Genomic DNA, 12358 nt, shown 5'->3' with positions numbered 1-12358 from the left:
AAACACAATACCGCATCTAGCATTCGTACTTGTATATTGGCCACTCCCAAGATCCAAAACTATTACATCTAAATTCTTTAGCGCTCCAGTTGCTGACTTGAACCAAACGCCCGCGATCTGTCGCCGGCTCAATAAAAACCATGGAGAAACGCATGTCTGATGTCATGACCGCCAATGACGGCGACGCTCGAAAGAACCTGCAAGCCGATTTACAAGCGCTCAATTTCTCAATCCATCAGGCCGATGACCCGCCGCTGTTTACGCCCGTGCCGAAACCGACAATGGTGCCCTGCCACTGGAAACACGCCGATATCATGGAAAATCTGGATCGTATCGGGCGTGACATCAAGCTCGAGCATGGTTCGGTCCGTAGAACGCTTCGACTTGGCAATCCTGGTCTCGAATACGGGACAACACCAACAATCTGGGCATCAATTCAATTTATCAATCCCGGAGAAGTCGCCACCGCCCACAGACACACAGCTTCCGCCCTTCGGTTCATCATGCACGGCAAGGGTGCCAATACAATTGTCGATGGTGAGCAGTATCAGATGAACGAGGGAGACTTGGTCTTCACGCCAAATGGGGCTTGGCACGATCACGAGCATCTCGGTGATGAACCCATGATTTGGCTCGACGTGTTGGATATTTCACTGGTGCGTAGCTTGGAGGCTGTCTTCTATGAAGGTTCCGATGCGCCGCGCCAGCCGGTTTTGAATAATCCGCAGGCATCGTTCAGCGAATACGGCAGCGGGATAATGCGGCCCACATACCCATCCCGTTTGGAGCGCCCCAATCCGCTTCTGGCATACCCCAAGGCACGCATGGAAGATGCCATACACAATGCGGCAATGCTCGAACCAGATCCGCACGACGATACCATCCTTGAGTTTTCAAATCCGCTGACAGGTGGCCCGGCCAATCCGACCATAGGGACTTTCTTTCAGCGTCTCAGACCTGGGATATCGTTAAAACCGCATCGACATACCGGAAGCTCAGTCTACCACGTGGTGCGCGGAAATGGCCAAACAGTCGTCGACGATGATGTGTTCGAATGGGCTCAAGGCGACTTCTTTTCAGTTCCGCCTTGGGCAAAGCACGCACACGCCAATCGATCAGATTCCGACGACTGTCTGCTTTTTCAAGTCAACGATTTCCCGGTCATGAAAACACTCGGACTTTGGCGCGAAGAAACTGATGTTTGATAAGGAGACAGTTCTTGAGAGTTGTTCGATTTAACGGCGGACGTGTCGGGGTCATAGAAAGCAATGACGTTGTTGACCTAACCGAATTGGAGCACTTGAACCCGAAGCGTTGGCCGGACACCGCGATGATCCAATTCATCGAACGCAGCAATTCACGAATTGGATCATTGGAGTTACCTGATAGTGCGCCGCGTGTTCCTCTTCAGGATGTTACGCTGGATTGTCCGATCAATTGGCCTAACAAAGTGATCGCCTTTCCAGCTAACTACCAAGCCCACATTGAGGAACAGAAATCATCGAAAGTCGGATTGATTTCAAAGTATACATCGGGAGGGCAAGGCTTCTTCCTGAAAGCAAATTCCAGCCTCAGCGGACCCAATGAACCGATCCGACTTCCGCCTGTTGAGGGACGAGAGGTTCACCACGAATGCGAACTGGCGATTATTATCGGAAAGGGCGGCAGGGGAATTGCCAAGGAGGCAGCCTATGAGCACATTTTCGGCTATTCCTGTCTGATCGATGTTGTGATCCGCGGCAAAGAGGAAAGGGTCATGCGCAAGTCCTATGACACCTTTTGCCCGCTTGGACCTTGGATTGTCACCCGCGATGAGATCACAAATCCGCAAGAAATGGGCATTCGTCTCACCGTAAACGGCAAAGAGCGGCAAAAAGCCAACACCCGCGATCTGATTGTCGACATCCCAACCATGATTGAGATGTCTTCGGCTGTGATGACACTTTATCCCGGTGACGTCATCGCTACCGGAACCCCTTCCGGCGTTGGCCCGATCAAGGAGGGAGATCTCGTGGCAAGTTTCGCGGAAGGCGTCGGTGCATTGGAGGTCAGGGTTGAGAGTAGTGCGGTCGGCGACCACCCGGTATGGGACAAACCACAAGAATAGTTCAGTTCCAATCACGGATCGCCTGCCGCCGGTCGTCTTTCGAGTGCAGCCATTGCTTTTAAAACTCGAGTTAAGCACCACTGCGGGCCCGACCAATGTCGGAACATTCGGTGGTTCGATGTTAAGCTTGATTGACAATCCATATCCGCCAAATTAAATGGTAATACCATTTGTCTACTCTAGAGAAACGCACGGCAAACTGTGAAAGGCCGACGCCAATGAGTAGGGCTGAGAGTGTTATGACGAACGACGTACGCATACATGCATTGGAAGAGTGTGAACTTCTGGTTTTGGGAGGCGGTCTTGCGGGCCATAGCGCCGCTCTTGAGGCGGCCGGTCAAGGGTTCAAAGTGCTTCTTGTTGAGAAAAACGCCGAATATGGCGGAAGCACGGTTCAAAGCAGCGGATCATTTGCATTTGCGGGCACTGCTGCCCAGCGAGCTGCAGGCTTCGAAGATACCGCTCAAACCATGGCCGATGACATCATGGCGGCGTCCGGAAACGCAGCAGATCCGCAGCTTGTATCGCTCTACATGGAACATCAATCTGAAGCCTTTGACTGGCTGTTGGCGAACGGGGTCGTTTTTCATCCCGTCACTTTAAGCTCCAATCAATCTGTACCACGCACCCACGCAACAGATCCGCAGCAGCTGATGGACGCCCTGCACCAACGTGTGTTGGATGATGACCGCATCACCTATCTAAACAACGCTTCGGCTACCAATTTGTACGTTGACGGCGATGGCCGTGTCAGCGGCGCTACAATCGACCACAATGGATTGCGCGAAACTGTCAACGCACGACTTGGCGTTGTGATCGCCACCGGTGGGTTTTCCAGAAATGCCGAACTGATCGCCAAATTCGCTCCGAGCATGGCGCGGGCTTTACGGTTGGGGGGCGAAGGAAATTCCGGCGACGGATTGTTGATGGCGTGGAAGCTAGGCGCGGACTTTGTCGATACGGCGTTCTTAAATGGAACCTTTGGCGTTTCGCTCAACAACTATCCCGAAGACAATCCTCCCAAGGCGAGCGAAGCACTGTTGCGTCTTGCCATTTACCGTGGCGCCGTGGCGGTAAATCTGAACGGCGAACGATTTGCAGACGAGTCGATTTCTTACAAAAAACTTGGCGAAATCTGCCTCGATCAACAACGTTCCATCGGGTTCCAAGTTTGGGATCAGTCAATCATGGATCAATCTCGTAAAGCGCCGAATGCGAACGACTTCGAAGGAGCGCTCGAACTGGGATTGGTAAAAAAAGCCGATACCATCGAAGCGCTCGCCGAGCTGGTAGGCTTGGATGGCAACGTGCTTACCAAAACCATTGAAAAATACAATCGCGACGTCGATGCAGGCGGTGATACCGTCTTCGGGCGAACCAGCCTCGGTCGCGGCTGGGGTACGCTTTCCAAAATCGATTCAGCTCCATTTTACATCTATCCATGCACGACGGCTATGCTGGCGACTTATTGCGGCTTACGGGTAACCCGGAACATGGAAGTGTTGGACGTTTTCGGCAATCCGATAGAGGGTTTATTCGCGGCTGGTGAATGCGTCGGCGGTTTTCACGGCAGTGGATATATGAGCGGCTCTTCGCTTTCAAAGTCCGTGATCTTCGGGCGCGTAGCCGCGAACGGCGCCATTCGACAAAAACCGGTGAAGTAGCATGGGCGCTCCCTCGAAGATTCTCATTATTTTCGGTTTTCCAACGATCAAGAGCTACGGTGGTGCCCTGGCCGAGGCATATGCCGAAGGTGTACGCGATTCAGGCTGCGAAGTTGACTTCATGGATCTGTCGCAAATGCCCTTCGACGCAACCCCGTCTGGCCGACCAGGACCGTTGGACCCGGTGTTCGAAGACGCCAGAAACCGGATTCGTTCTGCTGCCCATATCGTGTTCGCCTACCCAACATGGTTGGGTGCGATGCCGGCCCGATTAAAAGGTTTTTTGGAACAGGTCTTTGGAAAGAACTGGGCGTTCGAATTCGAACCAGGAACTTTGCTTCCCAAGCGGCATCTTACCGGCCGGTCCGCAGATGTGATTGTCACGATGGACACACCTCCAAGGCTTTACAAATGGGTCTTGGGCGCGCCGGGACACAATCTGATTAAACGTGCCATGCTAAAGCCAGCCGGTGTTTCTCCAACCCGGATATTCACTTTCGGGCCGATTGCTAACTCATCGGAGGGAAAACGCTCCCGGTGGCTCGATCAATCGAAAAGACTTGGATCTCGGCGCGGCAAGGCGCTGGCAAGAAGGCAAAAATCACGTCCTTTCTAGCTGTATTGTTGACTTGCGGCGACGCCAATCAACAAGGCGGCCGCTGATGGCGAGCATAAAAGCCGGCAGATGAGCACGGGCTGACAATTTGCTTGTCGGAATCAAGACATAGTTATTCAAGGTTCATTGACCTTGGTCTTACCATTTGCCAAAGTGTAAAACCGTAAACGCAAGATTTTGCGGAATCCCGCAACGGGGCCTGCAAATGATGACTTTGACTTCCAACCCGAAGACCGAGCTCCAAACCTGGGAAACTGTTCCCTTAAACCCATCTAACGCACCCGATGAGATCAGTTAGCTATTGGTTCGAAACCACTCAATCAATCAGCAGGCTAAGTCGATGATTGGCCCTGTCACAACAAAAAAGAGCACGAAGCCGATGACATTCAAAGTTGAAACAGAAATCCTTGTTGTAGGAGCGGGGCCGGTCGGGCTTGCCCTAGCGGGTGATTTGTCGAACCGCGGCCATGAAGTAACACTTGTCGATATGAACGACGGCACGGCCGGACAACCAAAGATGGATATGGTGGGCATTCGAACGATGGAGTATATGAGGCGCTGGGGTCTCACCGAACGGGTCCACAATGCTGGTTATAATCGCGACTATCCGCAGGATAATGTTTTCCTCACAACCATGACCGGCTTTGAAATAGGTCGACAAATAATGCCTTCGATGAGTCGTGAAATCCCCCCGGCACAAAGCCCGGTGACACGGGAGCGCTGTCCGCAGAATTTCTTTGATCCTGTCCTGACAGAATTCGCGCGAGAAAAGGGCGCCGAGATCCACTATGGTTTAAAGTATTTGGAGCATGAACAGAAAAGCGATCATGTGGTCGCCAAAATTTCGTGCCTGAAGACTGGTGAGACCAAGCAAATCTCTGCGCAGTTCCTGGTCGGGTGTGACGGAGGCAACTCTGGAATAAGAGACGAGCTCGGCATTGAAATGCACGGCGCCGGAGTCCTCACTTACACAACCAACGTGATATTCGAAGCACAAGGTTTCAACGATCTCCATGATAAGACGCCGGGATATCGTTACATGTTCGTGGGGCCTGATGGGGCGTGGGGAACAATCGTAGCCATAGACGGCCGCGACAGATGGCGAATGTCGATAATCGGCGACAAGAACCCGCAACCCCTTTACAACGAGGAGGAAGTGGCCGAATTCGCCTACAAAATGGTTGGAAAAAAATTCGACCTGACTGTCATCTCCATTATGCCGTGGATTCGATCAGAGTTGGTAGCAGATCGGTACCATTCCGGTCGCGTGATACTATGTGGCGATGCTTGCCACCGTACATCGCCCACCGCCGGCCTGGGCATGAATACGGGAATTGGTGACGCGGTTGATCTGGCATGGAAGCTATCTGCGATACTGCAAGGCTGGGGCGACAAGGAAGCCCTGTTAAGATCTTATGATCAGGAACGAATTCCCATTGCAGCGCGGTTTACGCAGTTTTCTACCGGAAACCTCAACACGATGAAAGCGGCGGCAGCGACCGAGGAGATGTTCAAGGAAAGCGACGAGGGCCGGGAACAACGCCGCCGGCTGCGGAAGTATTTTGATGAAGGCTTGCGCAGAGAATGGTTCTCGCTAAACATGCATCTTGGCAATCGGTATATGAACTCAGATATTATTATATATGAAGAAGGCGAAGATCCCGACCTTATCGCGAAAGAATACGAAGAAGCCATAATATACAATCAGACAAGTCGCCCGGGTGCGCGAGCGCCACATGCTTGGCTACGGGACGGTCGCTCAATGATCGACTTTTTTGGCGGCGGCTTTGTGTTGTTGACATTTACCGATGTTGATCGGCGCGCCGCCGAGGAAGCATTTGCCGTGCAGGCCAAGGAACTTGGCATACCATTTGAAGTTCTGCTCGTTGATCAGCCCGATATCGCCAACATTTATGATCGACGGTTTGTGTTGGTCCGGCCGGATGGCCACGTAGCCTGGCGAAACGAACATCTACCGCTCGACCCGTCCTTTGTTCTCGAAAAGGTAGTTGGGAAAAGATCAAGTCTCGGCGCTCAAGATGCAAAACGATCGTCCGGCCGCTAACGACAAGGCCTTGGCATCTCTTGGATTGCTGAATTCTCGACCGGCAACATGCCGAAAAATGGATCCCATTATCGAACGAGACATGGCAAACATGATGGAACCGCGGACAAAATGGCTTCAATAGCAAATGCTGACGAACAGAATTCCCGTCCACGGGAATACGCCCGCGAAATGAACCGCCTTGAGAAACCCGAGCTGGTAGTGCTCGAGGATGCCACAAATGTCGGGGATCACCTACGCGGTGCGGTGTTGGCCATCGGCAATCTCGACGGATTCCACTTGGGACATCAGCAGCTGTAGCCGAGCAAAAATTGATTTTGCAAAGTGCCAGAATATCCAGTTGCTGTTTCAGCCACGGTTCGATGAACTATTCCGCTCAATGATACCCCAAGAATTAGTTGCTGAGATCCTATTCAGCGGGCTGAGTGTCAAACATGTGGTGGTCGGTTCGGGCTTTCGCTTCGGAATTAACCGTACGGGTCGCACCCGCAAATTGGCGGAGCTGGCTGGTAAAAGATCGATTTTGACGACTGTAGTGTCGAAACTGGGTGCTTTCTCTTCGACGTCCGTTCAGGCCGCACTTCATCAAGGTGATATCGCCATGGCTATAATATCGCATGGCGATAATAATGTTGGGACGCCCATGGGAACCCAGTTTGGTAAGTGCTGAGCTTGGCGTGGAGATTGCCGATCAACAACTTCATCCGTTGGCAGGGTTTATATTACTTGGCGTCGATTGGTGATCAATTACATCCTCATCTCGTCGAAATTGACTCACGTGGCGCTGTCTTTTCCAACGGGTGCCTGCGGGCACGAATTCAAATTCTAAAACGCTACGACCCGAAGAAGCGTCGGATTTTCGCGATGCCGCTATCTTCGGCAGGATTACGCAATCGCGCACACCAAACGCTTCATGGCGGTCCAGCCTGAACTGATCCGCCCTGCCCTGATCCTATGTCAACCATCAAGACAAGGGCGACGATGTTGCCATTGTCAAACCGGGCGAAAAACCGGGAGTTTGAAACCAGCCTGTGTATCGCGAAAGGTCACGCCCACCGGTTGGCCGATTTTCAGATCATCAAATTCGCAGTCGACGACGTTTGTAAGCATGGCCGGCCCTTCTATGAGCGTCACATAGGCCAACACATAGGGAACGGGCGCCCGGCGAAACTGGGTGAAACTGTATATCTCACCCCTGCCGGATGCCTCACGCCATTCCGTTTCGGTGCTTCCGCAAAGTGGACAAACCGCTCGGGGATAATAGTGGGCCTTGCCACAAGTTCTACAGTATTTGAGGAGTAGCTTTTCATCCTTCGCCGCAGCCCAGAAAGGCTCGGTTTCCAGGTTTGGTGTTGGATCAGGGTAAGTTCGATCCTGCATCATGCGTCGTTCCTTTCAAGAATCAGGGTTGCACTGCCCATTCTTGTTGAGATTGCACCGCCGGTGCCGTGAACCAGTGCCAAACCGCAGTTATTAACCTGCACATTGGGATGGGCCTCGCCACGTAGTTGCCGGACTGCCTCGATCACTTTGGTCATCCCCCCGCGGTTAGTTGGATGGTTGTTGCACAGCCCCCCACCGTCTGTGTTGAAAGGTAGTTTGCCAACGCCGGAAATCAGGTTTCCATCTGCAACAAATGCACCTCCTTTTCCTTTCTGGCAAAAACCCAAATCCTCGACAGTTTCGAGAACCGTGATCGTGAAGCTGTCGTAAATTGAGGCGTAGTCGATGTCAGTGGGAACAATGCCAGCTTCGGCAAATGCTTTGGGGCCAGTGACCACAGCGCCGGTGAAGGTCAAGTCAAAATACCCGCCCGACAGGTGCTTGACTGCTTCAGCGTGCGCTTTAATGCCAACGCAACGGTCCCCCAGGTCGCGCGCAACCTCTGGCGAGACAACAATCACCGCGCCGCCGCCGTCACTGACCACGCAACAGTCCAACCGGTGAATCGGGTCCGCTATGATCGGCGAATTTATGACCTCTTCTACGGACACAACGTCGCGCAGCATTGCATGCTTGTTGTGCTGGGCGTGATGTGACGCTGCGACCTTGATCCACGCCAGTTGTTCCGACGTCGTTCCGTACTCATACATGTGCCGCTTTGCTGCCATGGCATACAAGGCCGGAATAACCGGACCGTAGGGCCTTTCAAAACTCTCTTCGGGCGGCAACAATGCCCTCGGAGTTGCCTGAGCCATCGTCGCGCCATCGGCACGAGGGCGTCCAGCCAAAGTGATCAACGCAACTTTGCACTTACCCTGCGCAATGGCTTGCACAGCATGTCCGACGTGAATCAGGTATGATGAACCTCCAGTCTCCGTGCTATCGGTATGTGTCAGATTCAAGTTCAGGTACTCGGCAATCGACATGCCGCCCAAGCCAGGCGCATCGCCAGCGCAGAAATAACCGTCAACATCTTCTTTGGTTAGGCCGGCATCCGCCAGCGCACCCAGTGCGGACTCGGCATGTAACTGGGCAACCGTCTTATCAATCGCCTTGCGTGTGGGATGCTCAAATGCGCCAGCAATAAAGGCCAGATGGTTTGATGTCATACAGCTTCTCTCCCTTTTCTTAAGCCCTGTCTTTGTCAATCAGTGCCAGCTCTGGATTGCTTCCTGCAGATCTACACGGCCGGCAGCATGGAAAGATCCCACTTAAGCGCCGGCAAAAAATGGGCGACGCGACACCCGGTGCCGTAAAATCCCCCCAGGTAACACTGCCATCCGAAGCGATTGTCACCGCGCGACCAAACAAATTTGCCTGTTTTGGGATTGTGTGTTGGCGCGGCCTCCGTGTCCGCCTTAATCGTTGCCAAGTGCTCATACCTGCGCCGCGAGGCTGCCAAGCTATCAAGATCTAGGGCGTATGGTCGGGCATATTCCAGCACCGCCGTACAGCCATTTGACAACAAGCCCATGGTCGCGAAAACTTCGCCATCATTGGCGTCATCCAGAAGCAACTCAACCAAATCACCGAAGGACATGTTGGGTTGTCGCATTGAGTACCTATCTCTCTTCTTCAGGAGCAAATACTGTATTGATCGGGCCCGCGGACGACCTCAACAGCGTAGTCACTCCAATATCAAACGCGCCTGTGGGGCGTTTTTCACCCAAACAAACAGCGCGCCAAAGCGATCTCACGCGGCGGCAGCGAGTTGCCCCCCGTGTGAACCTCATCAGACATAAACCACCTTTTTGCATACTTTCAATAAAAAGGTCTTACTTTTTATCCAAAGATGGATTAGTCACTGAAAATTCCATTTTTGCGGAACCATTTGGATGACATGTAATGCTTGATAGTTTGCTGACCGAGGCCGCTGATCGTTTTTTCCAAGATCATTATGATCAATCAGCGGGCGTGGTCGCAGAGAGTTCTGAAACCAATGCACGGCTTTGGTCCTTGCTAGTGGAAAATGGTCTTACGTTTGCATTGGTGCCCGAGTCCCTCGGTGGAGCGGGTCTGACGCTGATGCAGGCATTCGCGATCCTCAAGATAGGTGGAAAGCACGCCTCCCCGGTTCCTTTGGCCGAGACGATGCTTTCAAACTGGCTTCTGGCAATGTCGGGCTCTGCGCCGTCTGAATTGGCGCTCTCGGTGGCCCCACAGCACCCCGGCGACTCGATTCACTTAACACAACACGGCCGGTTGGTCGGGACAGTTAGGTCGATTAACTTTGCTTCGCAATGCGATCAACTGGTGGTAATGGCTACGAGCCCGCAGGGCATTCGAGCGGTGGTTGTCCGCCCGGACGACTGCATCGTTCAGGTAAAACCCGGAACATCGCCCGATCCAATTGGCGACATTGACTTAAGCCGCGTAACGCCCATTAGCGCAGGACCAAATATTGTCTCCAGGCGCCGCGCTCAGTTCCTGGGTGCGGTGGCCTATGCCGCACAAATGGCCGGCGCCCTGGAAGCGATGTTAGAGATTACCACTGATTATGTCCAAGTGCGCTCTGCATTTGGACGGACCTTGTCAAAGTTTCAGGCAGTCCAGCAAAACCTTGCGACCCTGGCGTGCGAGGTAGCAGCAGCGAACTCGGCCGTCGCCTCGGCGGCAGATGCACTCGATACGATCAAAGACGACGATGATCCGGCACTCCTCTTGGAATGTGCATCGGCCAAAATTCGAGTCGGCGAGGCCGCCTCGCTCGGATCAACCATTGCCCACCAAGCACATGGCGCGACCGGTTACACCGCGGAATATGTTCTCAGCCGCTACTCCAGACGTATTTGGGGCTGGCGAGATCAGTTCGGCAGCGAATCCGACTGGGCGATTGAGCTCGGCAATGAAATTGCAAAACAAGGTGCAGATGAGCTTTGGCCACTCATCGCATCGCGGTGAAATCCGGTGATCATTGTTATTGAAAGCTTAAAAACAATTGATCTGGGCGGCACCTACCAGTGGCCGACTTGCCTAACAATCCTTCCGTGACCGTTCTGCATTCAAGGAGTAACCGGGATGAGTGAAGCCGACAAAGTTGAGCATGTAAAATATTCGAAAGAAAAAGGCGGTCTGGCCTGGATAACGCTGAACCGGCCTGATCGCAGAAACGCCATTTTGGGTAACCATCAAGAGTTCGCGACAGTATCCAAAGTAGTCGATTATTTGCACGCCTCAGACGATGACAAGGATGTTCGCGTAACGGTCCTGACCGGTGCGGGAAAGTCATTTTGTGCAGGTGCCGATTTCAAGGGTCCCAAAAGCGGCGAAGAGGTGGGTCAGCATCCCATCGGAACGCGTGGCATAGACTACGCAAATCCCGAAAACGTCGATGACACCCGGCAATTTTTTTACCACGGGTTCACCCGAAAGATCTGCGAAATTTCCAATGTTCGCAAGCCAACCATCGCGATGGTCAACGGGACCGCCGCAGGTGTGGGAATGGATTTGGCGCTGCATTGCGACATCCGCATCGGATGTGAGAATTCGCATTTCATGGCCTATCATGGTGTTGCACAGATAATCGAAAATGGCGGAAGTTACTATTTGCCCAAGATGGTCGGCCTCGGGCGAGCGCTTGAATTTGCCTACACGAACGAACTCACAGCAGACACTGCCTATCAATGGGGGCTGCTCAACCACCTTGTCAAATCCTCGGAGATGAGGAGTTTCACACGCAATCTCTGCCAACGGATCGCTAAACAGCCGCCACTGGTTCAGTGGATCTCGAAACGCATCATGCGTGCGGCTCTCGATAGCTCGCTCGAAACGACGATGGTCATGACATCTAATGCAGCTGGGATCCTGCAATCCTCGGAGGACTCAAAGGAAGCCAAACGTGCCTTTGCCGCAAAGCGGGAGCCTGTCTTTAAAGGAAAATAATGCAGGTGGGAGGGAAAACCGGGAGGAGATAGATGGATCGGACGCTTCGGAGAATTGATAAGTTCGCAATTTGGTTGGCCGTGGCAGCACTCATATCGATCATGTTGCTGACATGTGTGTCGGTCACGGGCAGATACTTTTTCAACACGCCAATTCCGGACGATCTTTCAATAAGTGAAAAGCTGATGGTCTTTCTGGCTTTCTTGCCCCTGGCCGCGGTTCAAGCTTCCAGAGAGCACGTCTTCGTGACGATATTTTCCGACTGGCTACCCAACCGGGCGAAAGTGGTCTTGGAGATATTTGGCATTGCGGTCGGGATTGCTTTTTTTGGTCTGCTCGCCTGGGCAAGCTGGATTGCTTTCATTGAGGCTTATGCGGTCGGCTCCTACACCCAGGGCCCCCTTAATGTTCCGCATGCACCATTTAAATTCGTCCTATTTGTTGGCGTCGTGCTCTTCGTCGTCCGCCTCGTAGTCGATTTTTTCTCAGATATCACCGCCCTCATTTCCGGCCGGTCCCAGGCAAGCAAGTCCGAAGAGGATCGCGTCCTGGATATTGAACTAGACTAGGGAGAGCCACGC

12 protein-coding genes are annotated in these 12358 nt (G+C 53.0%); 9 read left to right on the top strand and 3 right to left on the bottom strand.

Annotation, left to right across the window (positions count from 1 at the left end):
- Window positions 1-152: 152 nt before the first annotated feature.
- From OOZ53_RS24390 to OOZ53_RS24365, 6 genes are all read left to right on the top strand, one after another.
- Window positions 153-1205 carry a cupin domain-containing protein gene (locus tag OOZ53_RS24390; protein ID WP_271092393.1) on the top strand — a complete coding sequence of 351 codons (1053 nt, stop codon included), beginning with the start codon at window positions 153-155 and terminating at the stop codon, window positions 1203-1205.
- Window positions 1206-1219: 14 nt separating this feature from the next.
- Window positions 1220-2107 (top strand): fumarylacetoacetate hydrolase family protein, encoded by an 888-nt coding sequence (locus OOZ53_RS24385; RefSeq protein WP_271092392.1) that lies wholly within the window; start codon window positions 1220-1222, stop codon window positions 2105-2107.
- A gap of 239 nt (window positions 2108-2346) precedes the next feature.
- Entirely contained in the window at window positions 2347-3771 is a 1425-nt protein-coding gene (locus OOZ53_RS24380; protein ID WP_271092391.1) for an FAD-dependent oxidoreductase, read from the top strand.
- Window position 3772: 1 nt separating this feature from the next.
- Window positions 3773-4387, top strand: a complete 615-nt coding sequence (locus OOZ53_RS24375; RefSeq protein ID WP_271092390.1) for an NAD(P)H-dependent oxidoreductase — start codon at window positions 3773-3775, stop codon at window positions 4385-4387.
- Window positions 4388-4766: 379 nt separating this feature from the next.
- Window positions 4767-6452, top strand: a complete 1686-nt coding sequence (locus OOZ53_RS24370) for an FAD-dependent monooxygenase (RefSeq protein WP_271092389.1) — start codon at window positions 4767-4769, stop codon at window positions 6450-6452.
- Between the two features lie 220 nt (window positions 6453-6672).
- On the top strand, window positions 6673-7122 hold the full coding sequence (locus tag OOZ53_RS24365; protein ID WP_271092388.1) for a hypothetical protein: 450 nt from the start codon (window positions 6673-6675) through the stop codon (window positions 7120-7122).
- 323 nt (window positions 7123-7445) lie between these two features.
- Here the strand turns inward: OOZ53_RS24365 and OOZ53_RS24360 are convergent, their stop codons facing one another.
- The 3 genes from OOZ53_RS24360 to OOZ53_RS24350 form a co-directional block, all read right to left on the bottom strand.
- Window positions 7446-7835, bottom strand: a complete 390-nt coding sequence (locus OOZ53_RS24360; protein WP_271092387.1) for a Zn-ribbon domain-containing OB-fold protein — start codon at window positions 7833-7835, stop codon at window positions 7446-7448.
- Entirely contained in the window at window positions 7832-9004 is a 1173-nt protein-coding gene (locus OOZ53_RS24355) for a thiolase domain-containing protein (protein ID WP_271092386.1), read from the bottom strand. The genes OOZ53_RS24360 and OOZ53_RS24355 overlap by 4 nt, the downstream gene beginning before the upstream one ends.
- A 71-nt stretch (window positions 9005-9075) precedes the next feature.
- Window positions 9076-9435: a hypothetical protein gene (locus tag OOZ53_RS24350; protein WP_271092385.1), complete on the bottom strand. Its 360-nt coding sequence runs from the start codon at window positions 9433-9435 to the stop codon at window positions 9076-9078.
- A gap of 305 nt (window positions 9436-9740) precedes the next feature.
- Here OOZ53_RS24350 and OOZ53_RS24345 point away from each other — a divergent pair, with 305 nt between their 5' ends.
- The 3 genes from OOZ53_RS24345 to OOZ53_RS24335 all read left to right on the top strand — a co-directional run bounded on the left by OOZ53_RS24345 (window position 9741) and on the right by OOZ53_RS24335 (window position 12346).
- On the top strand, window positions 9741-10796 hold the full coding sequence (locus OOZ53_RS24345; RefSeq protein ID WP_271092384.1) for an acyl-CoA dehydrogenase family protein: 1056 nt from the start codon (window positions 9741-9743) through the stop codon (window positions 10794-10796).
- 117 nt (window positions 10797-10913) lie between these two features.
- Entirely contained in the window at window positions 10914-11777 is an 864-nt protein-coding gene (locus OOZ53_RS24340; protein WP_271092383.1) for an enoyl-CoA hydratase/isomerase family protein, read from the top strand.
- 32 nt (window positions 11778-11809) lie between these two features.
- Window positions 11810-12346 (top strand): TRAP transporter small permease, encoded by a 537-nt coding sequence (locus tag OOZ53_RS24335; RefSeq protein ID WP_271092382.1) that lies wholly within the window; start codon window positions 11810-11812, stop codon window positions 12344-12346.
- The last annotated feature ends 12 nt before the right edge of the window (window positions 12347-12358 follow it).

Origin of the sequence: Allohoeflea poritis, assembly GCF_027889715.1 — a bacterium.
GTDB lineage: Bacteria > Pseudomonadota > Alphaproteobacteria > Rhizobiales > Rhizobiaceae > Hoeflea_A > Hoeflea_A poritis.
The sequence above is the reverse complement of the archived record's forward strand: the minus strand, read 5'-3'. Positions and strand labels throughout refer to the sequence as shown.

What these genes read in the sequence shown, in the direction of transcription:
- OOZ53_RS24335 (WP_271092382.1), top strand. Translation starts at nt 11,810, where the DNA reads ATGGATCGGACGCTTCGGAGAATTGATAAGTTCGCAATTTGGTTGGCC.
- OOZ53_RS24380 (WP_271092391.1), top strand. Translation starts at nt 2,347, where the DNA reads ATGACGAACGACGTACGCATACATGCATTGGAAGAGTGTGAACTTCTG.
- OOZ53_RS24340 (WP_271092383.1), top strand. Translation starts at nt 10,914, where the DNA reads ATGAGTGAAGCCGACAAAGTTGAGCATGTAAAATATTCGAAAGAAAAA.
- OOZ53_RS24355 (WP_271092386.1), bottom strand. Translation starts at nt 9,004, where the DNA reads ATGACATCAAACCATCTGGCCTTTATTGCTGGCGCATTTGAGCATCCC.
- OOZ53_RS24370 (WP_271092389.1), top strand. Translation starts at nt 4,767, where the DNA reads ATGACATTCAAAGTTGAAACAGAAATCCTTGTTGTAGGAGCGGGGCCG.
- OOZ53_RS24345 (WP_271092384.1), top strand. Translation starts at nt 9,741, where the DNA reads ATGCTTGATAGTTTGCTGACCGAGGCCGCTGATCGTTTTTTCCAAGAT.
- OOZ53_RS24390 (WP_271092393.1), top strand. Translation starts at nt 153, where the DNA reads ATGTCTGATGTCATGACCGCCAATGACGGCGACGCTCGAAAGAACCTG.
- OOZ53_RS24360 (WP_271092387.1), bottom strand. Translation starts at nt 7,835, where the DNA reads ATGATGCAGGATCGAACTTACCCTGATCCAACACCAAACCTGGAAACC.
- OOZ53_RS24375 (WP_271092390.1), top strand. Translation starts at nt 3,773, where the DNA reads ATGGGCGCTCCCTCGAAGATTCTCATTATTTTCGGTTTTCCAACGATC.
- OOZ53_RS24350 (WP_271092385.1), bottom strand. Translation starts at nt 9,435, where the DNA reads ATGTCCTTCGGTGATTTGGTTGAGTTGCTTCTGGATGACGCCAATGAT.
- OOZ53_RS24365 (WP_271092388.1), top strand. Translation starts at nt 6,673, where the DNA reads ATGTCGGGGATCACCTACGCGGTGCGGTGTTGGCCATCGGCAATCTCG.